The 23,759-nt window shown below is 48.2% G+C and carries 20 protein-coding genes and 2 tRNA genes; 12 read left to right on the top strand and 10 right to left on the bottom strand.

Translation table 11 applies throughout. The features are described from left to right. Positions 1 to 526 precede the first annotated feature (526 nt). Entirely contained in the window at positions 527 to 2,386 is a 1,860-nt protein-coding gene (locus IAE48_RS06725; RefSeq protein ID WP_200133882.1) for a type IV secretory system conjugative DNA transfer family protein, read from the top strand. Positions 2,387 to 2,395: 9 nt separating this feature from the next. Then, a complete protein-coding gene (gene mobC / locus IAE48_RS06720) occupies positions 2,396 to 3,142 on the top strand; it encodes a MobC family replication-relaxation protein (RefSeq protein ID WP_200133881.1) in 747 nt (248 codons plus the stop codon). A gap of 191 nt (positions 3,143 to 3,333) precedes the next feature. Here mobC and IAE48_RS06715 read toward each other — a convergent pair whose 3' ends face one another. Further along, positions 3,334 to 4,281, bottom strand: a complete 948-nt coding sequence (locus tag IAE48_RS06715) for an ArdC family protein (protein WP_014229971.1) — start codon at positions 4,279 to 4,281, stop codon at positions 3,334 to 3,336. Positions 4,282 to 4,648: 367 nt separating this feature from the next. Further along, positions 4,649 to 5,572 (bottom strand): LysR family transcriptional regulator, encoded by a 924-nt coding sequence (locus IAE48_RS06710; protein WP_200133880.1) that lies wholly within the window; start codon positions 5,570 to 5,572, stop codon positions 4,649 to 4,651. A 102-nt stretch (positions 5,573 to 5,674) separates the two neighbouring features. On the opposite strand from IAE48_RS06710, the gene IAE48_RS06705 reads away from it, so the two are divergent. Next, positions 5,675 to 6,703, top strand: a complete 1,029-nt coding sequence (locus IAE48_RS06705) for an NAD(P)-dependent alcohol dehydrogenase (protein WP_200133879.1) — start codon at positions 5,675 to 5,677, stop codon at positions 6,701 to 6,703. Positions 6,704 to 6,818: 115 nt separating this feature from the next. After that, entirely contained in the window at positions 6,819 to 7,775 is a 957-nt protein-coding gene (locus tag IAE48_RS06700) for a threonine/serine dehydratase (RefSeq protein WP_200133878.1), read from the top strand. Positions 7,776 to 7,886: 111 nt separating this feature from the next. Here IAE48_RS06700 and IAE48_RS06695 read toward each other — a convergent pair whose 3' ends face one another. From IAE48_RS06695 to IAE48_RS06675, 5 genes are all read right to left on the bottom strand, one after another. Further along, positions 7,887 to 9,005, bottom strand: coding sequence for a hypothetical protein (locus IAE48_RS06695; RefSeq protein ID WP_014229975.1), 1,119 nt, complete (start codon positions 9,003 to 9,005; stop codon positions 7,887 to 7,889). A 9-nt stretch (positions 9,006 to 9,014) separates the two neighbouring features. After that, positions 9,015 to 10,295 (bottom strand): hypothetical protein, encoded by a 1,281-nt coding sequence (locus IAE48_RS06690; protein ID WP_200133877.1) that lies wholly within the window; start codon positions 10,293 to 10,295, stop codon positions 9,015 to 9,017. An 896-nt stretch (positions 10,296 to 11,191) separates the two neighbouring features. After that, on the bottom strand, positions 11,192 to 13,648 hold the full coding sequence (locus tag IAE48_RS06685; protein ID WP_200133876.1) for a DEAD/DEAH box helicase: 2,457 nt from the start codon (positions 13,646 to 13,648) through the stop codon (positions 11,192 to 11,194). Next, complete coding sequence (locus IAE48_RS06680) at positions 13,645 to 14,451, bottom strand: hypothetical protein (RefSeq protein ID WP_064387424.1); 807 nt, start codon at positions 14,449 to 14,451, stop codon at positions 13,645 to 13,647. Before IAE48_RS06680 ends, IAE48_RS06685 begins: the two co-directional genes overlap by 4 nt. A gap of 706 nt (positions 14,452 to 15,157) precedes the next feature. Continuing rightward, positions 15,158 to 16,150 (bottom strand): GlxA family transcriptional regulator, encoded by a 993-nt coding sequence (locus IAE48_RS06675; RefSeq protein WP_200133875.1) that lies wholly within the window; start codon positions 16,148 to 16,150, stop codon positions 15,158 to 15,160. A 133-nt stretch (positions 16,151 to 16,283) separates the two neighbouring features. Between IAE48_RS06675 and IAE48_RS06670 the strand changes: the two genes are divergently transcribed. The 7 genes from IAE48_RS06670 (at position 16,284) to IAE48_RS06640 (ending at position 21,645) form a co-directional block, all read left to right on the top strand. Then, positions 16,284 to 17,033 (top strand): alpha/beta fold hydrolase, encoded by a 750-nt coding sequence (locus tag IAE48_RS06670; protein WP_370568971.1) that lies wholly within the window; start codon positions 16,284 to 16,286, stop codon positions 17,031 to 17,033. 16 nt (positions 17,034 to 17,049) lie between these two features. Beyond that, positions 17,050 to 17,664 carry an FMN-dependent NADH-azoreductase gene (locus IAE48_RS06665; RefSeq protein ID WP_200133873.1) on the top strand — a complete coding sequence of 205 codons (615 nt, stop codon included), beginning with the start codon at positions 17,050 to 17,052 and terminating at the stop codon, positions 17,662 to 17,664. Between the two features lie 10 nt (positions 17,665 to 17,674). Continuing rightward, positions 17,675 to 17,983, top strand: coding sequence for a YciI family protein (locus IAE48_RS06660; protein ID WP_200133872.1), 309 nt, complete (start codon positions 17,675 to 17,677; stop codon positions 17,981 to 17,983). Positions 17,984 to 18,088: 105 nt separating this feature from the next. Beyond that, entirely contained in the window at positions 18,089 to 18,277 is a 189-nt protein-coding gene (locus IAE48_RS06655) for a YjfB family protein (protein ID WP_054803193.1), read from the top strand. Positions 18,278 to 18,381: 104 nt separating this feature from the next. After that, entirely contained in the window at positions 18,382 to 19,083 is a 702-nt protein-coding gene (locus IAE48_RS06650) for a TetR/AcrR family transcriptional regulator (RefSeq protein WP_200133871.1), read from the top strand. Further along, complete coding sequence (locus IAE48_RS06645) at positions 19,080 to 20,057, top strand: MDR family oxidoreductase (protein ID WP_200133870.1); 978 nt, start codon at positions 19,080 to 19,082, stop codon at positions 20,055 to 20,057. Before IAE48_RS06650 ends, IAE48_RS06645 begins: the two co-directional genes overlap by 4 nt. A gap of 133 nt (positions 20,058 to 20,190) precedes the next feature. Then, complete coding sequence (locus tag IAE48_RS06640; protein WP_200133869.1) at positions 20,191 to 21,645, top strand: AMP nucleosidase; 1,455 nt, start codon at positions 20,191 to 20,193, stop codon at positions 21,643 to 21,645. A gap of 211 nt (positions 21,646 to 21,856) precedes the next feature. Here IAE48_RS06640 and IAE48_RS06635 read toward each other — a convergent pair. From IAE48_RS06635 to IAE48_RS24295, 3 genes are all read right to left on the bottom strand, one after another. After that, positions 21,857 to 21,932, bottom strand: a tRNA-Asn gene (locus IAE48_RS06635). Between the two features lie 80 nt (positions 21,933 to 22,012). After that, positions 22,013 to 23,500: an EmmdR/YeeO family multidrug/toxin efflux MATE transporter gene (locus IAE48_RS06630; protein ID WP_094420880.1), complete on the bottom strand. Its 1,488-nt coding sequence runs from the start codon at positions 23,498 to 23,500 to the stop codon at positions 22,013 to 22,015. After that, on the bottom strand, positions 23,500 to 23,658 hold the full coding sequence (locus tag IAE48_RS24295; RefSeq protein ID WP_219846320.1) for a DUF5951 family protein: 159 nt from the start codon (positions 23,656 to 23,658) through the stop codon (positions 23,500 to 23,502). The genes IAE48_RS06630 and IAE48_RS24295 overlap by 1 nt, the downstream gene beginning before the upstream one ends. Before the next feature lie 5 nt (positions 23,659 to 23,663). Here IAE48_RS24295 and IAE48_RS06625 point away from each other — a divergent pair. After that, a tRNA-Asn gene (locus tag IAE48_RS06625) sits at positions 23,664 to 23,739 on the top strand. Positions 23,740 to 23,759: the final 20 nt, after the last annotated feature.

Raw genomic sequence — 23,759 nt, 5'->3', positions numbered from 1 at the left:
GCGCCCACGCGGATTTTGCAGGCCGGGGGGAGCCGGATAAATTTCGCCGCCCCAGCGAGCGAAAAGCTGTCGCCCACGACAGCGGTTTACCCGGGGGGCACAGCCCCGCACACCGTCGCGGCTAAGTCTCCGGCCAAAAGCCGGTAGCGTGGCGCGACCACCCTCTTTAAAGGTCAGCTTCCCTTTTATTCCCGCTGCGAGGAACGAGCAAAGGGAAGAAAAAGGCGAAAGCGACCGTCTTAAAGGGGGTGGTCGCGCGTAGCGGGCGACGGTGTGCCGCCTTTGCCCCTGGGGGTTTTGACGCGGCGTCCAGCCACGACATTACCCCCATGCGACAGGCAATAAGGGCGTCCAGCCCGCATGTACTGGCGCACACCGTTTCGTGCAGGGAAGCATGCTTTCCTGCATATGGCCGCGCAGCGGCCACCTTCTTTGCCCCATACGCTCGCCCCACGTTTTCGCCCGACACCGTGGGGCGAAAACGTGGGGCGATGTCATGGGGCGAATCGCTGACGAAGGAGGCATCATGATTTTAAATAAGCTTGCCGCTTCACTTTCGCCGATAGTGAACGGGATGCTGGCACTGCTCGCTTTTGTGCAACAGCAACAACTGATGCTGGCGTTATTAGCGGGGCTGACGATGCCGTTTTTTGTATCAATGAAAAGCGATGAACGGCAGAAAGCTCCACTCTGGAAAAAGCTGATTATTGCTTTTTCCCTGCTGTGTTTTCTCTCCGGTACACTGGCTCCGATAGTTATCGGATCCTTTCAGTGGCTGTATAACATCAGACTCACCAGTGATAATTCAGCACTGGCGTGGTCAGTACGGATTGCTTTCACTTTAACCGGGATTATTTTTCATATTATGCTTCGCCGGGTATTAACGCCGGAGCTGGACAGGATAAAGAAACGCCTTGTTAAAAAGACCACCCTTGAACGGGAATTACGTACTGATGTCCGCACCGTAAAATCCCTTTTGCCGGAAACACTGCATTATGACCCGCTGCATTATATCGACCTGAGTAAAGGGCTATTTATCGGCATGGACAGGGAGAACGAACCAATGTATCTCCCGTTAAAAGACTGGCAGAAACAGCACGCGGATATTATCGGCACCACCGGAGCCGGTAAAGGGGTTGCCACCGGGATATTGCTTTATCAAAGTATTTTGGCCGGTGAAGGTGTGTTTGTTATGGACCCCAAGGATGATGAATGGGCACCCCACCTTTACCGCAAAGCCTGCGAGGATGCAGGCAAACCTTTTGCCCTGATTGACCTGCGTAAAACCCAATACCAGTTAAACCTCATTGAAGAGATCACCGCCGATGAACTGGAAGAGCTTTTTGTTGCCGGTTTCAGCCTGGCAGAGAAAGGTCAGGAGTCGGACTTTTATCGCATTGATGACCGAAAAGCCGCCCGTATGGCCGCACAATTTGTCAGTGATAACACATCTGCAACAATCCGTGATGTTTATAACGGTGACTACGTTCAGAGCATCGCCGAAAAAATCAAAGCCTTTTTCGGTAAGATTGAGGAACTGGCCTTACTCAATGCCATTAATTCACCGGAGGGTTTTTCACTCAAAAAAATATTTGATGAAGGTGGCTGCTGTTATGTTATCGGGTCCATGCGAAACAGCAAAATTATTACCGCCCAGCGCATGCTGCTGGTTCGCCTTTACCAGCTGGCAGAAAGGCGCGATCGAGTAACAGACGTCCCCCGCCCCATTGCTATTTATCTTTCCGAACTGAAATACCATTTATCCAGGCCAGCGCTGGAAGGTTTAGGCGCGGCGCGGGATAAAGGCGTACACATTATTATGGACCACCAGTCCATCGCCGATTTAAAAGACTGCCCGGCAGATTTGAAAGGTGACGCCGTTGTCGGTGCGGTCGTTGAAAATGCCAAATTCAAACTGGTTTACCGGGTTATGGACCCGGATACAGCGGACTGGGTAGCGAGAATGTCAGGCACGATCCTGGTGGATGACGAACTCCGTAAGGCCAAGACGGATAATATGCTGACGGAAACCATCGACAGTGAGCGCACAATCCGCCAGGCCGAACGTTTCTTTATTGACAGCAATATGATCCTGAACCTCCCCGATTTTGTCAGCTTTATCTTTACGACAAAAACGCAACCTTCTGCATCATTAATTTCACCGATAAAGGTCAAAAAGCGCCGGTTAAAAACCTTTTCTGTTTCCCCTGATATTGCCGCAGCGGCGGCACCTGTGAAGATCGCACTGGATTTTGGCGACGATGATAAACCAACCGCGCTGGATGAGATGACATCGCATCCGGCTCTTTTCTTCGACGAAAACGAAGTCAAACCGGCAAAGCCCCAACCTGATGAGGAAGAACACCTGTCCCCGCTGGATTTTTAAGGAGCGCTTATGCTGATTTCGACATATAAAGAGCGCCAGACACGCAACAGAGAAAAAATAAAACAACTGCTGAACTTCCTGAAAGAAGAAACCTACAGCGATTTTAAAACGCTGATGCTGCTATTTGGTTTCCGGGATCATAAGTCGCTTTATTCGCTGCTGGCAAAAACAGAGCGAATGGGGTTAATACAGAAGCATGCGCTTGAATCACGAACAATGAAGATTTCATTATGGGGGATCACCAGCGACGGGCTGGCCATGGTGCTAACCCCGAATGATAAAATCTTTCCTGCTCGATTTGAACCATCAAAAATCACCGGCTGGACGCTGGAGCACCACCTTGATAATCAGGCCGCCAGGATTATTCTGGAGAAAAAAGGCGCTTCGGGATGGATTAACGGCGACCGGGCCACCTTTGTCAGCCAGTGTCAGGTAAAACATCGCCCGGACGGATTACTGACGCTGCCCGACGGTAACGTTATTGCCATTGAAACCGAGCGCAGACTGAAAACCCGAGCCCGCTACCAGTCGATAATTGCCAGCCACTTACTGGCCCGTACCTGCAAGCAGTGGATTTACGTTTTTTATGTTGTGCCCGATCTACATAAGAAGCGTGCGCTTGAACTGCTGTTTGACAGCATCAGGCATGTCATCATCAACCATCAGCACGTCCCACTTGAAGAACGCCACCGTCGGGTGTTTCGCATTTATACCTTTGATGAACTGAAACACCTGTCATTAGGCAGCTATACGTAAGCTTTTACTCAGGCCATCGTGATGGCCTCATCGGCCTGGCGGCTTACCGCCAGGCGGACGATTTTTATTCCACTGCGAGGCGCAGACTGTTCGGTACTCGCTGTGCTGCGTTCCGCCTCAGTCAGCGCCTTGCAGCGTTGCCCGTTAAAACTCATGTAACCGCATTCCATTGCGGTTGTCTGATCCCGGTCTCAGAGTTTATCCATCAGGTAACGATGTGCTTTAGAGGCTGCGCTGGCCGCTTTGAAAATATAGCGCTTGTCGTTTTTCAGCGCTTTCAGCCAGGAAGCAATATAGCTTTCATGTTGTACCTCTCCCTCAATTCCCAAATCCGCCATCAGAAAGGCACTTCCCAGTTCCGCGACAAGTTCTTCCTCTGCATAATCCGCACTGCCAAACTTCCCTTTCATTTTACGGTTCAGATGTTTTTTGCCCCCACTCCAGTGAACCAGCTCATGCAGGCCTGTAGCGTAAAAGTTAGCAGCATCCGAAAACAGATGGCGCTCCGGTAGCCAGACTTCATCAGTTGAAGGGCTGAAAAAGGCGTTTTGTCCTTTCTCGATGATGTTTGCGCCACTCTTCCGTAACAGGTTCTCAGCCTGCGGCACCGGGCCAAAGGTTGCTTCCGGACTGCCCGTTTCAGTTGTCAGAGGCAAACCGTCGATTTGCTGAACGTTAAACACGGTAAAGGTTTTCAGCATCGGGATATGTTCAACGTCTCCGGCATCGTTTTCCTTTTCGAGGGTCGTATAGAAAATGGCTGTAGTGCCATGTTCCCCCTTGCGAACCTGCCCACTTGCAGCCTGTGCCTGTTTGTAAGTCATCCAGCGTGAATCGCTAAAACCCTGTTTTGATGCGCTGCACCACAACAGCATAATATTAATGCCGCTGTAAGCCGTGCCAGTGGCGTAATTAGATGGCAGTCCAGACATGCCGGATACACGCTTCCACGGACAGGACCACGGTTTTACACCGGCTTCAAGTGCTACAATGATGTTCTCAGTAACGGTCTGATAAATGTCGGTTCTGGTTTTAGAAAATTTCGTTTTTGAGGAGCCTGACTGCTCCAGCGGGGATACGCTGGTCGCCGCTGCGGTGTTAGGGGCGCTTGTCCGGGTGGTATGCAGGGATATCGTCATGGTTTTTCTCCGTCAGTGTGTGATTTTCGTCTTCGTATCGCCTGACGGTTCGCTTTCCCGACATCGTTCCGGCACGCAAGGACGCAGCATGCGTGCCATTTATCCTTGCGGGACGGGTTGTGTTGGGAAACGATTAACCGGAAGCCGATAGAGGAACGAAAAGCGCACAGGAGAAAAAACTGCCCCTGCATAGCCGGGCCTAGCGCCCCTTACTCCGCAGTGGTGAAAAGTAGATTTGTGGTGTTGAGTCTGAGACCGGCACTGACAGGAACTTTATGTAGGTGTTAGCATGCTTTTCTGCCGGGCGAGACGATCCTGCTAACCGGGGGCGGTTTGTTCTTAAATTGTCTCGTTCCGGCATTCATCACTACCGGGTCCGGGCAGTCTCCTCATTGAACGCAGCGTACAGTCTGTCCACCACCGCCCGGATCCGGGGTGAGAGATTTCTTGAAACAGGCCACAGCGCCGTAACCGGGGCATCATACTCGGGGGTCGTAACAGGTATAATCCTCAGTTGCCCTTTAGCGATTTCGTCTCCGGCCAGCCATGTTGACAGGAAGGCAATCCCCATACCACTGACAGCCGCATCCCGCAGAGCTTCACCGTGGCTGACAATGTGGCGAATAGTGGGTTCAATCAGGGTTAGACGGCCATTTTCATCCAGCACTTTCCAGGGTAATACTTTGCCATCCCTGGAAAAGCCCAGGCAGGCATGTAAAAGCAGTTCTTCTGCGCTGCCAGGCAGGCCGTGACGACTAATGTATGCAGGAGAAGCGCAAATGACAGAACGCTGAGTGGCGATTTTTCGCCCGGAAAGACTGGCAGAGTTTCCTGTATCACCGAGCCGTACAGCAAGATCGATATTTTCCTCGATAAGATCTACCCGGCGATCGGTGAAAGTGATATCCAGTCTGAGCTCCGGATACTCAGTACACAGCGTTGCAAGGACAGGCATGACGCAAATCCTGCCATATGATACGGGGAGGCTGATGCGCAGCGTACCTGAAACCACCTTTTTGCGGGACGCCAGAAGAGATTCTGCTTCATCAAGCTCATCCAAAACGTTGAGGCAGCTCCGGTAATACAGTTCTCCCTCTTCGGTCAGGTTGATGCTTCGGGTGGTACGGTTCAGCAGTTTAACACCGAGCCGTTGTTCAAGGCGGGCGACATGTTTGCCGGTAGCCGATTTTGATACGCCCATCCGGACGGCGGCGGCTGTAAAGCTGCCTGTCTCCACGGTATGCACAAAAGCGGCCATGCTGAGTAACTGAGAATGCAGGATAAATGCCATTCAATTGTCTCCATCAGGGAGGAAATGTATTTCCTTTATATCGCGATACACGCCGTATTGTTGTCAATAAGATGATTTTTCCGACTTACAGGAGAAATCACTATGGCTCAAATGATGAAACGCTGGCAGTTGTCGTCTTTCGGCACTGAAAACCTCCACCTGGCAGAAGTACCTTTGCCGGAACCAGGACATAACGAGTTGCTGGTTAAAGTCTCTGCGGTCTCCCTTAACTACAGAGATAAACTGGTGCTGGAGGGGAAACTGCTGCCTGACCTCCCGGAAATGCCTTTCACGCCCGTTTCGGATATGGCGGGTGTTATTGTCGCAACGGGGCCGGGTGTGTCCCGTTTCACTACAGGAAACCGGGTCACTGGAAATTTCTGGACGCAGTGGCTGGATGGCGATGCGCCGGAAGATATGGTCCATCATGGCCGCTCACTGGGCGGTCCGCTGCCCGGAATGCTGGCTGAATATGTCATACTCCACGAAGATGTGGCTGTCGCCTCTCCTGACTCGCTGAGTGACGAGGAGGTTTCCACTCTGCCGGTTGCGGCCCTGACAGCCTGGTTCGCGCTGGTGGAAACAGGAAATCTCAGAAAGGGGCAGCGGGTGCTGGTCCAGGGAACCGGCGGTGTGGCACTGGCAGGGCTCCAGCTGGCGCGGGCTCTGGGCGCGGAAGTGACCGTTCTCTCCCAGAGTGAAGAAAAGCTACAGCGTGCAAAGGCGCTTGGGGCATCAGGTTTAATCAACACCAGTCTGACACCGGAATGGTCATTGCGGGTTGCTGAACTAACCGGGGGATGTGGATTTGACCATATTCTGGAGCTTATCGGCGGGGATAATTTGCGCCAGTCTGCGGATGCCCTTGCGCCGGGAGGCAGGATTGCTCAGATTGGTTTCCTTAAAGGCAATGAGATGATTCTTCCTGCCTTCCCCCTGATGCTTAAAAGAGCAGTTATTCAGGGGATTACCGTGGGCCACCGTCGGGCTCTTGAAGATTTATGTCAGACTGTTGACCGCCATCAGATTAAACCCGTGATTGATAAAATATACAATTTCGCTGACGCGCAGGCAGCCTTCACACATCTGGAAGAAGGACCATTCGGGAAAATCGTCATCCGAATCGGTTAGCATTTGGGGCGTAAACAGAAAAAGTCTACTATCACGTATGGCATGCAGGGGGACATTGTCCTCCTCATTTTCTTATGGTCTTTTTACCCGTTCGCTTTCAATAAGAGACATACTGATGAGCACTTACATTACTCTGTCTTCGATTATCACCGCTGCTGAAAGGATTAAAAAATCGGTCATTCGGACCCCCACGGTTTTGTCTCCGGGATTGTCGGATATGCTGGGAAGAAAGGTGTTTCTCAAACTGGAGAATTTGCAGACGGGTGGCTCTTTTAAAGCCAGGGGAGTACTGAACCTGCTTTCCGCTTTTTCCGGTAATCTGAGAGATTACCGTTTCGCTGCCGTCAGTCGCGGTAACTTTGGTATCGCAGTGGCAGAAGCGGCCAAAGCGTTTGATATAAACGTGACCGTGATTATGCCAGAAAACGCCCCGGCCTCATCCATTGAAAAAATACGCCATTCCGGCAGCACTGTTATTCTTGAAAAAGATGTCAGCTCCGCGTTTGAACGGGCAAGGACGCTTGCAGAGCAGGGATACCACATAATTGATGACTGTATCGATACACTGGTTGCGGAAGGATACGGAACCCTTGCACTCGAACTGATGGAAGATTGCCCTACACTGACCGATTTATTTGTTGCGGTGGGTGACGGTGCAATGCTGGCAGGCATTGCGACGGTACTCAAATCCCGTAACCCAGACATCCGGATATGGGGAGTGGAAACGGAGGGAGCCAGTTCGATGTACCAAGCATTGAGGGCAGGAAACCCCGTCAACGTGGATATCACTTCTTCCATTTCAACCCTTGGCGTCCCTGTGATTGACCGCCTTATGCTTGAACACGCGCAGCGCTACATTGAAAAGGTCATCACCGTATCGGATAGCGACGCCATACAAGGCATGATTTCATTCGGCGAGCAAGCCAGGCAGTGGGTTGAGCCAGCAGCCGGGACGCTTATTCCCGCAGCTGTCGCTGTAATCCCCAACCTCCCCAAAGATGCGATCATTGGGCTCATAGTATGTGGGGGCAACGTTACGCAACGAGAAATGAATATATGGGCAAATTGTTGAGGTATTTGTTAAGTAGTCTAAGACTATTGCGCATAATGTTACCCAACTCAAGGGTATTTTGAAAAAATTAGATAGCGATAATGGGAGGTGAATCCCTCCCAATACGTTACGTTAAAGAGTGTTGGGGGTTTTTAAGTCCAAAAGTAAGGATACATCCTGTTTAAATTTATCATGAAAGTCTTTGGGTAAACCGGCAGATGAGTATAAATATCCTGACGCTGCTATCATAAATTGAACAATCCTATTTGATCTTCTCAATAAGATGGATAGCTGAAAATCTTTATATCCGTCACTCTCAGACACATATCTTAATGAAAGCTCTCGGCATGGTATTAGTGCCTCTTTTATGTCTACAGGTGCCTCTAACAAGCTTCTGGAAACATCAACAAATCTTTCCCAACCTGGTAACTCAAGCTCCCCTTTTTTTCCTCCAGAAACTTCCTGAACTGCATTTTTAAGGTCTCTGCGCTGAATATAACTATCACGGCCGCCCCAAACATAATAGCGCAAAACTTTCTCATACTCAGACTGATTCATTTGAACATCAAAAACATCAGCTAATTGAGAAGTAATTGGAATCATAACTAATAAAAAACTTAGAACGATAGAGCTGTAAACCGACATGTGTTCATCTTTCTCAGGATTCAGCTCTCCTTTATTTAGCCTAACAATACCCAATAACTCTCTAAGAGATTTTGCAAAATCAACTTCGAGTGGAATGCGAGTATTAACGTACTCTCCTAAACTTTTAAGATGATCATTTTTTTCAAAAATCAAATAATAGGAATGCCAAGATGAAATATGTGTGGAGTAATTTTTCCTATCCAAATAATTTATATTTGCAGATTCAGCATATTTTTCAAAATCACTTTCCTGAAAAAGATGGACATTTAATGTCTTTGCACTAACACGATGCGCTTCAGTTGCTTTCTTTGCTAAAATGACATACGACTCGTTGCAACCAATATATGCCATTACACCAGCGGCCCAGAACGCTCTGTTAATTGCACTCATCTTACCAACGGTTTTACAATCAAACAGGGTTTTTTGGATTCCCCCCCGCCTAGAAACCTCCAATCCTAAAACGTCAAGATCAGTAATTACTGTACGAATGTCTGAAATCTCTCTGACGTTATTAACAACAACCTCAAGATAAGGAAGAATTCCGTTCGATATGCAATAACGTATAGCTTTCTCTTTTTGAGATGTATCTTTATCCAAAGCAGCCATAAATAACCCTTAAATATTCAAATTTAGTAGTAACTGATCCATTTCATGTTTAGCTTCAGCCACTATTTGAACTTGCTTTCTTTTTCTCATATCTGAAGATGAGATAATAGACTGAATGTAAGATTCATCTCTAGAAAAAGATAGTCTCGCCTCAACGTTGACTTCCAAATTAGCCAATTCTCCAGTAGACAGTAGCTTAATTGCTATATCTAAAGCATTAAAATTCTCTTCGGTTTTTATCAATACTAATTCGCATCTGTCCCCAGATATGGGTTTGAGATATGCAACCTTCATAAAAACGAGATTTTTATATTGATCGCTTGCCTCAGAATTACTATTAAGATATCCCTTATCCCGAAGAGCCCGTAAAATTGCCAAAGGATATCTTATTCTATACTGAGCGGGCATAAGTTGTCCTTTCCGTACACAAGATACTAAAGCCATTGCACGTTCATATATCTCTCTATTAGCCGAGTTTAAGCGCATAGCCCCAGGATTTGGAGTAAAAACAAATTGCTCTAACACCCCATTACCAAATCGTATGGACGGAGGTTTTAATATACCTTCAGAAGCCATTACCTGTACAAGAGAAAGTTCAACGGGATCCATCTTATTCCCTCCAATTTCCTGGTTATTGACAACCATTGAAAGAGGCCATCCTTGGTTAGCTTTTAGTTTATTCAAAACGCGGCTTATATTCGAAGAGCCGGATTTCGCTGTTAAATCAGCTAATCCATCAAGGTTATCTGCAAAATAGTACGGACTAAGGATAATATCTTTACCTCTTGCTTTGTGAGTTCGTAGCAAGCCCCCTTCCTCACTATACCTCATACACATATCGAATGTATTACTATCGGCGCCCAGCGTATTTATAAGCTTCTGTTTATTCTCAGGTTTATTATAAACCTCACTCAGAATTGCGAGCATTACAGATTCTGTCTCGCTCAGGTCACTTTCCTCTGCATAATTACCAATCACATCATAAACACTTTTAAAATGTGGAATCTTAGGAATTACAGCAGTTGTTTTGGAACGTGTACCTATAAGCTCAATGAACTCAAGATCATCTAGAATTTTTAAAACTTGATCCAAAGCCATTGATGGAATTTTAAAATAATGGTACGAAACCTGCTTTAAAACATCGTATGGTATAGTGCCAAGCCCTCTAATATGAACCGCGAGAGTTGCTGCCATTCCAAGTTTCTTTAGATAATCAAATTCAGGTGTTTCATACTCACCTAAAGCGCTATGTAAATCATAGGAAAACTCTGCAATTTTTGTTATGTTCATTAGCGACCCATTATATAATCCATTGATTTTAAATATCTATTTTTGAAGGGGTAGTATAGTATTATGATAACAAATTTCTATCTTTCTCGAGTAGATTAACATGTAACATACCTTATTATAGCATGTTAATAAATGTTGGAACACCTGCATATAAGTTTCAGACAATGGTGTTGTCATCAAGAAGCTCTTTTAATGCTGATTTGGGACCCTACTGTAAGAATATCCATTTTATCTCCATGCCGTTTTTGAGATTTCCATTTTTTACCCTAGCCAAAAATAAGTACACTGTAAAATCAGAGGTCTTCATCTAGCTATTTTATCAGTAGCATAATATTTCTTTTCAGGTCACCTGACAGTCATTTTTCACGGATACGTAGTGTCTCGTAAATGTAAAGAATACGTGTACTTTGCCCTTGCACGGAGAGGTCTTTATGGAAACAAAATTCACGAAAAGACCGACAGAAATCCGGCGGGAGTAAAAAATCCAAATGCTAATATGTAGCCCCTCGCTACTCAGCAGTAGTTTTTGTACTGGATCATTTCCATTATAATTCCTTTGACTACAAACTACATTACGACGTAAAATTAACCTTAAGCTTATAATTAAAAAATTTTCAAATGAAAAATCAAAGCTATCGAATAATTAATATCTAAAACCACCATTACAGAACCATTCACTTTCAGAAAGCGCGGAATAAATAGCCGTCCCTCATGAATTAATGCAATTAAATCTTCTACTTTCAGCCTCCAGAGTTATATATTCCACAACACTTTCAGTACCACCATTATTATAAAGAATACAATCTAATTAACCATCTCTTCGGATACTATTCCCAGTTTTTTTATTCTTTGAGTACTGGGAAGATTTTTAAAACGACATCCAAAAATCATAATTTTTAATTTCCAATATTTAACTTCGCCTCTAGCAACAACATTTCACTCTCTTTATTTTTCACCATTGCTTTCATCATTTCTTTATCGATAGTGACGTCGCCATTTTTAGATATGATTAGATGCCTGTCATATTTATTAACAAGTAGATCAGATAAGCCTCGGCTAAACCCATCATTTATTAATGAAATTATTCTTTTATCTTTAGTGCCATACTTTATCTTGAGATAAAAGGTTTCCTCAATAAGACCAACCTCATTAATCACCTCAATAAATTTAAATATTTGATAATCTAAAAAATCATCTTCTTCTTTAATTCTCACTATAGCTAGATTTATTTTTTCAGCATTTGTTTTTTTATTAATGTTAACCCAGTGTTCACGATATCCATTCCCGTATGTTTCATCACCCCATTTTCCAACAAATACGAATTCTTTCTGCGTATCTTTTGGAATACTATTCCAATAACTTAAAAAGTTTCTAATAATTAATTTGAAAGGTGTGTTTTTTACCTTCCAAGTTAAAAACATCGCGTAAAATTTTTGTGCATCCAAATTTTTCAACCTGGTTAAGTCATTGTATTTTCCATCATCAATTATCTTGTTAATGAATAATGATGAAATCAAAGATATTAATGATTCCTCATCAGATATTAAATCCTGATTCTGACGGTAATGATCAATCTCTTCCTGAATAATATGTTCACAATCATGTATATTTAGTTCAGATATATTATTTTCGTATAATATTTTCCCAATTTCCGTTTCCACATATTTACCTTTATAATCCGGAACTATTCCTTGCTCGAGATTTTCTAAATCATCAATAGATCTGTTAAATTCATCTATATTATATTCATTTATTGTGGTTTCATTTAATAAAACATTATTTACCTGATCAAATCTTTTGCTATCAACTTTAGAAACCTTTTTAATAAAATCAGCTAAATTCGTTTTTTTCCCAGTATATTGTTCAGTTCCGATTATAAATATGGCTGGCAATAGTTTTTTAATTTGGATTGGCTTATCATTATTAAAAATATCACCAAATCGGTTGATTCTGCCCGCAAGATTATTGAATTGGGAATGGTTTAATGAGGTCCGGCCTTTTTTATTTTCTAAAATAAATAACCTTTCTACTGGTAAATTAACGCCTTCAAGAAGAGTTGAGTTAGTTACAAGATATTTAACATACCGAGATTTTTTAAATATCGTTTCAATATATAGCCGCACATTATCTGTCATTGATCCGTGATGATACACAATCCCCTTTTTCAGACATTTTATAATAAGGTAGTTTTCATCAATGTTTTCTGATAACTCCATACAAGCTTTATCTACAACAGCACAGGTAATATCCTGAAGGGATTGAGAAAGTTCTCTAGAAAAATTTTCTAATTTTTTGGGGCTATTAAAGTATATAATGTTTTTATCTAACGACTTATTTTTAATGAGCTCAATATGATTATCTGAAGTTTTCTTTATGCTGCTCCACTTATCTAAGAATTGATCATATCGTTGAAAATTTTCATGTTGAGTTCTGTAATCATAAAGATAGATAATCTCACTTTTAACATATTCATTTACTTTATAGTCTGCAATTTTTTGGTCTATCTTTTTTAATGCAAGATTATTAGCATCATTCAAAAACGGCGTGAAATATTTAATTTTAAGATTTTTTTTACGAAAAATTGCTCGGCAGATTACATTAGCTAATAATTTACTTCTATTTGTATTTTCCAGAAGATTATGAGCTTCATCTATTAATAGAAGATCGAAGTAAAAATCTTTATTTTTTGATAATAACTTAGAAGCTCGCTCCTGAGTTAAAACAAAAATATTATCCTCTCCTTTTTTGTACATCTCAGGATGAGTTATTACTTTCACTTTTGTATTATATGATTTTATAATGTTATTTTTTGTTTGTGAGATTAATGCTTTAGACGGTACGATAACACATCTATTTCCACCAAGGGTTTTCTTTATTTCTTCAATAAGAATATTAGATTTCCCATACGATGTAGGCGCTACAATAGCAACATTATTATCTGGACTTTCTTGAAGGAAAAAGTTCATATCACTTTGCTGTTGAGTCAATGTGATTCCATTCTCAAAAAAGTTATCAGCGAAACTATCAGATAAAGTTTTAATGAATGTATCGTTATCAGATGTTAAATAATCATCACTAAGATGTTTAGCTACAGGAATTAGGCCTTGGTTAATGGCAATCTCATATAACGGAATATAATCCTTTGTCTTATTGGCATAAAGCAAAGCTATCCTATAACCAAACCTTCTTATGTGAATATCCTCCTGATTTACAAAAACAATCGTCAATGACAGTAATGTTTGTATCTCTCTCATAGTTAATTCTTTTCTGAGAAACAACTTGGAATAATAGTTATAAATTCCTGTTTTCTTTAATTGAAGTAAAGTTAGAGGCTGAGGTTTTTTTTTGTTCACTTTTTACTTTCCTCAATCAAGAAATCGACAACCTTATTTAAAGTACTTTTTTGAATAGAAAAACAAAAAACATCTGCAAATTCAGCTTTTTCGACCATACTTTTTTGAAAATCCATAACAGTTTTTTCGATAGTTTTAAATTTTATGTCGTGGAATAAACTAGAAATAAAAAATACATAATTATCAGTGCTAGTTGATTTCTTTTCAGATGTTTTTTCACCTTCAATGGCAAGAAGATCTAGTACTACATCCTTATAATTTCTATGCTGAGAAATAGCAATGCTAGCCGCATTCATCGCATTAGCCCAATGATTGATTTCATTTTCATTTAATCTAGTTTTTAGATCGTTATACGCTGTACTCAAAAGAAGTTGAGAAGTCTCATTAACATCCTTCCCTTTCCGTAACTCACCAGATTTAACTTCAGTAATCCAGACTTTATGATCTGATGTTGAATATAAAAGCAAATCAAATCCTTTCTTAATACTTTTCTCTTCAAGATTAAAAAAAGGCGAAGCGGTTTCGAAATTATCTAAAAGCTCATTGATAATGATATGTGAAAGAAATTCACCAATCATTCCCTTTTGAGTTTTTGCAGGTTTTTTTTCATACCTCTCTAAAAAAGCTTCAACTGTTGGTTTATACCGATACATTGCATATCCGCTCCTAGAGTGAGTTTCTCCATGGCAAATCCGTGTAAGATGATTCTTAAGTGCTTGCTTGAGCTCATCAGAAAAATTCGATATGTGACATAAACCATAGCCACTTTTGAGCAAAATTTGGACGCCATCTAACGTTTTCAAGTTCTACTACTCTTGAGATGATTAAATTTTGGCTAATAATATCACACAATTTTATGTGTCAGAATGTGAATAATCTCATAGACGTGATCTTTTTTTCCTGACTCAGCAATTGACGTCGAAATGCTATGAAACGACTAATAATACATTTTAAATACAATAAAATCCTTTCATATCATATAGTTAACTAATTTTATTATGTTATAACTTGCTCTATCATTGTATACACTACTTTCGCAACCTATTGACGTTCTACTCATACGCTGTGATTTTGCAATGTAAGCACTCAGTTAAGAGCTGCTTTTAGTTAGGCTTGTCATGACCACCGATTTTTCTGAACGGTCATGATGTATCGGTTACAATACCAGCCGTTTTGACTCGCAGTGGGCAAGCCAGGCAACAAATCCTCTACGAGCAAAAAGCGAACAAACCGCTTTTTGCTAACGAGTCATTTGGGCCTTAGTCAGCACTATTTTTATAGCAGCTACGACCGCACAAGTAGGCTTCCCAGCGACACAATTAGGGGATATTGAATGCTTATAACCAGATTGATATAATCCACAACTAATGGTGGTCATTTTGGTGGTCTTGACAGGATGAAGATTCAGGTTTAGCTTACTTATTAGCCAGTTGCTGGCAAAGGCGATCCCAGTCAGAGGAGCCAGATTTAGAAAAGCCCGCTTTTAAGCGGGCTTTTTGCTTTTCTGCATCAGCCGCCCTGCTCCATCGGCAGGTTCTGTCGGCTTCTGCTCCACGCTTTATAGCGCGCAGGTGACATACCGGTCACGGCGCTGAACGCCCGTCTGAAAACCGTCTCATCCTGATATCCGCAGGCAAAGGCCACCTGGCTGACGCTATTGCCGGGCACCTCAAGCAGCGTAATCGCGCTCTCAATGCGCACACGGGTGATGAAACTTTTCGGGCTCTCCTGCAGCAGATCGCGCATTTTCCGGTGCAGCGTACGCGGCGTCATATTGAGCGCGGCGGCAAGTTGCTCAACGGTGATCGCCGGGTTCTGGTAGCGCACCAGATTTTCGGCTTTGGTTAATAACGGGTCGACGGAGTTGAGAAAGCCTTTAGGCGCATAGAGCTGCTGGGAGAGTGGCTGGCTGTCGGCAACGGCCATATCCGCCATCAGGCGGGCAATCTCTTTTCCGGCGTGGTTAGCGACAATATGCAGCGTTAAATCCACCCACGACAGTGGCCCGCCGGTGGTGATGACATTGCGATCTTCAGCCAGCGCTTTTCCCCACACCGGTTTTGCCCGCGGGTAGCGTTCGCGAAACGTATGAAACAGCCACCAGGTGGTGGTGCAGATCCTGTCGGTCAATAACCCCGCCTCGCCAAGCACAAAGCCGCCCGCACAGGCCCCCGCCACCACACTTCCCTTGGCATGGCAGCCTTTAACCCACTGCGCGGCCTGCGCAACCGCTTCTGCATCAATGGGGTGCTTATCCTCATTCAGCTTCATGCCGCTGGCAATAATCAGATCCGGGCGCTCGTCAAACCCACCATCGCTCTCAATCATTCGCCCCTGCGCATCCGGTACGGCTTTGCCTGTGGCTGTTACGATCTGCGTTTCAAAAGGCGCGGTGGCGTGCTGATTTTGCCCGATAACCTGATTTGCCAGCCAGAACATATCCGTTAACCCCGCCAGTGCTGAACGCATACTGCCGGGTAATGCCAGAAGCGCAACGCGCATACGTTACCTCATCACTCTGTCCGATTTTGCATTATAGATGTCAAATAAGACACTACTCGCCCGCCGCAGATTCTTTCACACTCTTCCCAACTTCTCCTCCACTGATTAAGGGCTGGCCATGTGGCGCAACTTCATGCTGTTAACCACGCGGGTTTTTCTCCTGCTAGTGATGACCATTTTTGCCGCCCAGGCAAAGGAACAGACTATGCCTGATATTGTTCTGGTACACGGCGCGTTTACGGACGGCTCCAGTTGGTCGGCAGTGATGGCGCGGCTACAGGCGATGGGCTATCACGTGACGGCGGTGCAAAACCCTCTTACCTCGCTAAAGGATGATGTTAACGCCACGCGCGCAGTTATTGCCCGCCAGCATGGTGATGTTTTGCTGGTCGGCCACTCGTGGGCGGGCGCGGTGATTAGCGAAGCGGGTAACGATCCGCGTGTCAAAGGGCTGGTCTACCTCTCGGCACTAGTGCCGGACAGCCACGAGTCTGTCGCGGACTTGCTGACGCGTTTACACGCGCCGATGACGGGCTTATCTGCCGACGAGCATGGGCTGATCTGGCTCGACGACCCGGCACTGTTTCATCAGGTGATGGCAAACGACCTCTCCCGCCAGCGGGCGCAACTGCTTGCCGCCGCACAGCAACCAATTGCCGCACGTGCCTTTACCGACACCCTCACCCATGCTGCCTGGCACGATAAACCGTCATGGTATCTGGTGACCGAAAATGACGCCGCCCTCAACCCAACGGTGCAAAACGCACTGGCAAAAGCGATCGGCGCGACGCGCGTTTCACTCTACTCCAGCCATCTGTCGATGATCTCTCATGCCGATCGCGTGGCTGAGTTTATCGATCGGGCTGCCCGCTCTCTTCCCTGAACCAGAGGCTATTGGTATGAACATCCTGCACATTGATTCGAGCTTTAATCACGCGCACTCCGTCTCGCGCCTGCTCTCCCGGGAGATTGTCGACCGGCTGATGCAAAGCGGACGCTATGACGAGGTGGTTTATCGTGATGTTGTTGACGACGAGATAAGCCATCTCACCGCGCCCATCGCCGCAGGCTTCCGGCCGGTGGCAGAGCGCGATCTCTCGGCCGATGTCGCCGTCGAGCACCGTCTCTCCGAGGCGTTGGTCGCAGAGTTTCTGGCAAGCGACCTGATTGTTATCGGCGCGCCGATGTACAACTTCTCCATTCCGAGCCAGTTGAAAGCGTGGCTGGATCGCCTTGCCCAGCCGGGCAAAACCTTCAGCTACACCGCGCAGGGCCCGGTCGGGCTCGCCGGTGATAAACGGGTGATTATCGCCTCTTCGCGCGGCGGCTTTTACCACGATACGCCACTGGCGGAGATGGATTTTCAGGAGCGCTACCTCAACGCCTTTTTTGGTTTCCTCGGCATCACCAACGTCGCGTTTGTGCGGGCGGAGGGGATCTCGAAAGGAGATGCAGTGAAAGAGCGTGAAATTCAGCGCGCTATCGCCTCAGTGGCAGATGTCATTAACCTGTAAGGAGCCGAAAATGTTATACGCAGTGACATTACGCTGGATAACCTCGCCTGAGCGGCTGGAGCTGTGGCGCGAGGGGCATAAAACATGGCTGGTGGAAGGGCTTCAGCAAGGGATGGTGATTGTCGCCGGCCCGCTAAGCGACAACGCCGGCGGCTTTATCCTTATGCAGGCGCAGGATGAGAAACAGATTGAGGCTTATCTCCAGCGCGATCCCTTTATTATCAATGCCCTCGTCTCGGTAGAGCGGGTCGCAGTTGAGCCGGGGCTGCGCTCAGTAGATTTTCCTGCACAGTGGGCTGCCGCAGCGAAAGCTGTGTAGCGGGCAGGCTTAGGGTAAAGTTTTGCGCCACTTTGCCGATAACTCAGTGCGGCGTTTATTTCGCCGTGCTGAGCGATGTTGCTCGACAACAAAAGGATGATCGACATGGATCCAATTCAGATCGCATCATTAGCCAGCAGCCTTGATTCTTATCAGCTCGATAACCAGGTGAACACCCTGGTGCTGAAAAAGGCGCTGGATACGCAACAAACTATTGCAACGGATCTGATCAAACAGATCCCGCAGTTGCCTTCTAATCCGGCTATCGGTCGTACCATTAATACGACTGCCTGACGGATTTGCCCGCCTTGTGCGGGCATTTTTCTCTCCCCTCATCCCTTGCCTCTTCTCCCCGTCCGGCGTAGGCTTAAGCCAATTAAAACCAATCGGTCTAAATTATGGATGGCGATAATACATTGACGCAAAAGCCGCGTCGTGGCCGCCCGCCGCAAAAGGCACGCGACTTTACCGACACTCGCCAGGCGCTGATCCGCTCGGGTCTGGAGGTGCTGACAGAAACCGGCTATCTCGCCGCCGGGATCGATGCGGTAATCAAAAATATCGCCGTACCTAAGGGATCGTTTTACCACTGCTTTAAGAGCAAAGAGGCGTTTGGTATGGCGGTGCTTGAGGCCTACGGGGCCTTCTTCGCCCACAAACTCGACACGTTTCTGCTTAATACGTCACATACGCCTCTTCAACGGCTGGACGCCTTTGTCCATCACGCTGGTGAAGGAATGGCGAAGTATGATTTCCGCCGCGGATGCCTTGTCGGCAACCTGTTGCAAGAGTCGCCGCTGTTACCCGATGCCTTTCCAGAGCAGCTAAAAACCATTCTGAGCGACTGGGAGTGCCGCGTGGCAGCGTGCCTGCGCGAGGCGCAAGCCTGCGGCGAACTGCCGCAACAGGCATCGCCCGGGGCGCTGGCCAGCCTCTTCTGGTCCGGCTGGGAGGGCGCGGTGATGCGCGCCAAACTCTTTCGCAGCGCAGAGCCGCTCGACCACTTCTGGGCATTCTTCCGCCAACATATTCAAATAACACCTGCAGAGCCGGCATTACGCCGAAATCCACCCCTCATGACGAGGAAAACGCAGTTATGAAAGCATTAGTTCTGGAACAACCTGAGAAACAGACCCTCGCCGCGGTGCAAGAGATCGCCCTGCCGGATCTTGCCGAGGGCGAGGTAAAAGTCGATATCGACTGGTCCTGCCTCAACTACAAAGATGCGCTGGCGATCACCGGCAAAGGCAAAATCGTGCGTCAGTTCCCGATGGTGCCGGGCATCGATTTCGCCGGTCGCGTCAGTGAAAGCCGCGATGCGCGCTACACGCCAGGCCAGGCAGTGATCCTCACCGGCTGGGGCGTGGGGGAAAACCACTGGGGCGGCCTGGCAACCCAGGCCTGCGTGAAGGGCGACTGGCTGGTACCGCTGCCGCAGAGCCTGAGCGCGCGCAATGCGATGATCATCGGCACCGCCGGTTTTACCGCCATGCTCTGCGTTAACGCCCTGCAAGAGGCGGGCGTAAAACCGCAGGATGGCACGGTGCTGGTTACCGGTGCCAGCGGTGGCGTCGGCAGCACAGCAGTTGTCTTGCTGAAAGCGCTGGGCTACCGCGTTGCGGCGGTGACGGGTCGCGAATCAACCCATGCGTTTCTGCGCCAGCTTGGCGCCGATGAGATCCTGCCACGGAGTGAGTTTGATGAGACGCGCCCGCTGGAGAAGCAGCTCTGGGCAGGCGCGGTCGATACGGTTGGCAGCAAGGTGCTGGCAAAAGTGCTGGCGCAGACCAACTATGGCGGCTGCGTGGCGGCCTGCGGTCTGGCGGGCGGTTTCGATCTGCCGACCAGCGTAATGCCGTTTATTCTGCGCAATGTGCGTCTGCAAGGGGTTGACTCTGTGATGGTGCCAACTGAACAGCGCAGCGCCGTCTGGGAGAAGCTGGCGAGCACGCTGCCGGAGAGCTATTACCAGCAGGCCGCAACAGAGATCGCGCTCGAACAGGTCCCTGCCACCGCCGCCGAATTCCTCAACAACAATATTCATGGCCGCACGCTGGTCAACATCCACGCATAACCCGCTTCCGGCGTGCGCTGGCACGCCGGATCTTTTCTCCCCCCGTTTCTTCCGAATCACTGTCCGGCAACTTTCGTTTCACAAAGTCGTGACATATTATCGGTAGAGCCGTAACGCAGATAAGGAGATAAAAATGACCAACGAGGGTGCAAATCTGACCCCGGAACAGGCGCTGGATCAGCTGGAAGCGCTGTATGACCGCTCCGTCAATGCCCTTCGCGAGGCGATTGGTGTCTATATTGAGAAAGGTGAGCTTCCTGACGTTGAAGCGCGTGAAAACGGGCTGTTCGTCTACCCGCAGTTGTCGGTGAGCTGGAACGGCAGTGCGAGCAAGCCGTCAAAAACCCGCGCTTATGCACGCTTTACCCATGCGGGCCGCTACTCCACCACCATTACCCGCCCGTCGCTGTTTCGCGCCTATCTTATCGAGCAGCTCACGCTGCTGTGCCAGGATTATGGCGCGCAGATCGAGGTTGGCCTGTCGGCCCACGAGATCCCTTATCCTTATGTGATAGACGGTTCAGAGCTGACGCTGGATCGCTCAATGAGTGCTGGCCTGACACGCTTTTTCCCGACCACTGAGCTGGCGCAGATTGGCGATGAGACGGCAGATGGCCTATTCCATCCGACCGAGCTCTACCCGCTGTCGCACTTCGACGCCCGCCGCGTCGACTTCTCGCTGGCGCGCCTGCGCCACTACACCGGTACGCAGGTCGAACATTTCCAGCCGTTTGTGCTGTTTACCAACTACACCCGCTATGTGGATGAGTTTGTGCGCTGGGGTTGCAGCCAGATCCTCGATCCCGATAGCCCCTATATCGCCCTCTCCTGCGCGGGCGGCCACTGGATCACCGCCGACACCGAAGCACCGGAACAGGCCATTTCCGATCTGGCGTGGAAGAAGCACCAAATGCCCGCCTGGCACTTAGTCACGGCAGACGGTCAGGGCATTACGCTTATCAATATTGGCGTTGGCCCGTCGAATGCGAAAACTATCTGCGATCACCTGGCGGTGCTGCGCCCGGATGTGTGGCTGATGATTGGTCACTGCGGCGGCCTGCGCGAGAGCCAGCAGATTGGTGATTATGTGCTGGCGCACGCCTACCTGCGTGATGATCATGTTCTTGATGCAGTCCTGCCGCCGGACATCCCGATTCCGAGCATCGCTGAAGTGCAGCGCGCGCTGTATGACGCCACCAAAGAGGTGAGCGAGATGCCCGGCGAAGAGGTGAAACAGCGCCTGCGCACCGGCACGGTGGTTACCACCGACGATCGCAACTGGGAGCTGCGCTACTCCGCTTCGGCGCTGCGCTTTAATCTGAGCCGCGCGGTAGCAATTGATATGGAGAGCGCCACCATCGCCGCACAGGGTTATCGCTTTCGTGTGCCTTACGGTACGCTGCTCTGCGTTTCGGACAAGCCGCTGCACGGTGAGATCAAGCTTCCCGGCCAGGCGAACCGCTTCTACGAAGGGGCGATTTCCGAGCATCTGCAAATCGGTATTCGCGCCATCGACCTGCTGCGCGCCGAAGGCGATCGTCTCCATTCGCGTAAGCTGCGCACCTTTAACGAACCCCCTTTCCGATAAACCTGCCTCTCTCACCGCCGGTTTCGGCTGGCGGTGAACAGCTCGTTTGAGAGAATACACAAGCCATTCGCCCGCGCGGAGCGCGACAAAAGGTTATATCGACAGTGAGCCTATAAAGCGGGTTGTGATTGGTGAAGGGCAAAAACTGAGACGGCGAGATGACCGAAATATAAAAAGCAAAAAGCCTGCTCGTAAGCAGGCTTCTTAAATTTGGCTCCTCTGACTGGACTCGAACCAGTGACATACGGATTAACAGTCCGCCGTTCTACCGACTGAACTACAGAGGAATCGTGTGAACGGGGCGAATATTAGCGGTGCCCCCGCGCTATGTCAAAGCCTGATTTCACATTTTGGCGCGTTTGCCGAATTATTCTCCATTTTGCGCAGAAATGGCCCGTTCCGTCGGCGTTTTCTGCGGCTTCGGATACTTCCACAGCCAGCGGCCGCTGACCATTCGCCAGTAGAAGAACGCGCCACGCACCGCCCAGTCAAGGAACATCCCCAGCCAGACGCCGACCACGCCCATACCTAACACGATACCGAGCGTATACCCCGCCACGACGCGACAGCCCCACATGCCGAGCATCGACACCCACATCGCGAAACGGGCATCGCGCGCGCCTTTCAGCCCCGCGGGCAACACCCACGAGGCCGCCCAGATTGGCATAAATGCGGCGTTAAGCCATAAAAGCACCTTAACGACCTCTTTTACATCCTCTTCATGGGTGTAAAACGCGGCGAACCAGCCAGCAAACGGCGCGGTTCCCCAGGCAATCGCTGTCAGTAACAGCGTCGAGAGCCAGAAGACATGGCGCAGCTGGCGTTCGGCCTGGGCTATCTGCCCTTTGCCAAGCCGTTTACCGGTAATGATCGTCGAGGCTGAGCCGAGCGCATTACCGGGCAGGTTAATCAACGCCGCCACGGAGAAAGCGATAAAGTTCCCGGCAATCACATTGGTGCCCATGCCGGCGACGAACATCTGCGTCAACAGTTTACCGCCGTTAAACAGTACCGATTCGATACTGGCGGGAATGCCGATGCCCATCACTTCCCAGATAATATTGAAGTTCAGCTTCTCGAAATAGCTTTTGAGCGGGATACGTAGCGACGGGTTAAAGCCAATCATCAGCACCCAGATAATCGCCACCGCGCCGATATAACGCGAAATGGTTAACCCGAGCCCCGCACCCGCAAAGCCCATTCCCTGCCAGCCAAAAGCACCGTAGATCAGCGCGCTACTGATGATGATATTGAGAATGTTCATGCCGCCATTAATCAGCAGCGGGATTTTGGTGTTCCCTGCGCCGCGCAGCGCGCCGCTGCCAATCAGCGCAATCGCCGCCGCCGGGTAGCTCAGCACCGTTAGCTCAAGGTAAGTGAGCGCCAGATCTTTCACCGGCTGGGTTGCCGCTCCGGCAATCACATCAATGATTTCACGGCCGAAGTAGTGGATCACCGCTGCCAGCACGATGGCGAATAGCGTCATGATCATCAGAGACTGCCGCGTTGCTGACCTCGCCCGCTCGGCGTCGAGTTTGCCGAGGCTGAAGGCCACCACCACTGTGGTACCGAGATCGATAGCGGCAAAAAAGGCCATTACCACCATGTTAAAGCTATCGGCAAGGCCCACGCCCGCCATCGCCTCTTTGCCCAGCCAGCTCACGAGGAAGGTGCTGAGCACGCCCATCATCAGCACACAGGTGTTTTCGAGGAAGATCGGCACCGCAAGCGGGGTGATTTCCCGCCAGAACAGCACACGATAGCTTTTACGCTTTCTATACCAGGGGGTACGCATGACGGCCTGGCGAAGGGGGGTGACGACGTTCAAAATAGTCCTTGCCGCAAAAGATGAAATTACATTTCAAATGATGGGGGAGAAATGGTGATCCTGCAAAGCAATTCAGCATAAATTGGTGTCAATACATGCAAATCGCTGATGGAATCAGCAGTTGACTCCCCTCCCCTGAAATGGGGTTTGACAAAAGATTTTTCGCCGCTAAGATAAGCCTCCACACGATTCCTCTGTAGTTCAGTCGGTAGAACGGCGGACTGTTAATCCGTATGTCACTGGTTCGAGTCCAGTCAGAGGAGCCACATTTAAGAAGCCCGCTCAG

Source organism: Kosakonia sp. S57 (genome assembly GCF_016516575.1).
In the GTDB taxonomy this organism is placed as follows: domain Bacteria; phylum Pseudomonadota; class Gammaproteobacteria; order Enterobacterales; family Enterobacteriaceae; genus Kosakonia; species Kosakonia cowanii.
This window is presented reverse-complemented; position numbering and strand designations above follow the sequence as displayed.

Coding starts and splice junctions, on each gene's coding strand:
- IAE48_RS06715 (WP_014229971.1), bottom strand. CDS start 4,281: ATGACGATATCCCTGCATACCACCCGGACAAGCGCCCCTAACACCGCA.
- IAE48_RS06660 (WP_200133872.1), top strand. CDS start 17,675: ATGTTATACGCAGTGACATTACGCTGGATAACCTCGCCTGAGCGGCTG.
- mobC (WP_200133881.1), top strand. CDS start 2,396: ATGCTGATTTCGACATATAAAGAGCGCCAGACACGCAACAGAGAAAAA.
- IAE48_RS06690 (WP_200133877.1), bottom strand. CDS start 10,295: ATGAACATAACAAAAATTGCAGAGTTTTCCTATGATTTACATAGCGCT.
- IAE48_RS06700 (WP_200133878.1), top strand. CDS start 6,819: ATGAGCACTTACATTACTCTGTCTTCGATTATCACCGCTGCTGAAAGG.
- IAE48_RS06655 (WP_054803193.1), top strand. CDS start 18,089: ATGGATCCAATTCAGATCGCATCATTAGCCAGCAGCCTTGATTCTTAT.
- IAE48_RS06725 (WP_200133882.1), top strand. CDS start 527: ATGATTTTAAATAAGCTTGCCGCTTCACTTTCGCCGATAGTGAACGGG.
- IAE48_RS06670 (WP_370568971.1), top strand. CDS start 16,284: ATGCTGTTAACCACGCGGGTTTTTCTCCTGCTAGTGATGACCATTTTT.
- IAE48_RS06640 (WP_200133869.1), top strand. CDS start 20,191: ATGACCAACGAGGGTGCAAATCTGACCCCGGAACAGGCGCTGGATCAG.
- IAE48_RS06665 (WP_200133873.1), top strand. CDS start 17,050: ATGAACATCCTGCACATTGATTCGAGCTTTAATCACGCGCACTCCGTC.
- IAE48_RS06650 (WP_200133871.1), top strand. CDS start 18,382: ATGGATGGCGATAATACATTGACGCAAAAGCCGCGTCGTGGCCGCCCG.
- IAE48_RS06675 (WP_200133875.1), bottom strand. CDS start 16,150: ATGCGCGTTGCGCTTCTGGCATTACCCGGCAGTATGCGTTCAGCACTG.
- IAE48_RS06695 (WP_014229975.1), bottom strand. CDS start 9,005: ATGGCTGCTTTGGATAAAGATACATCTCAAAAAGAGAAAGCTATACGT.
- IAE48_RS06710 (WP_200133880.1), bottom strand. CDS start 5,572: ATGGCATTTATCCTGCATTCTCAGTTACTCAGCATGGCCGCTTTTGTG.
- IAE48_RS06645 (WP_200133870.1), top strand. CDS start 19,080: ATGAAAGCATTAGTTCTGGAACAACCTGAGAAACAGACCCTCGCCGCG.
- IAE48_RS06705 (WP_200133879.1), top strand. CDS start 5,675: ATGGCTCAAATGATGAAACGCTGGCAGTTGTCGTCTTTCGGCACTGAA.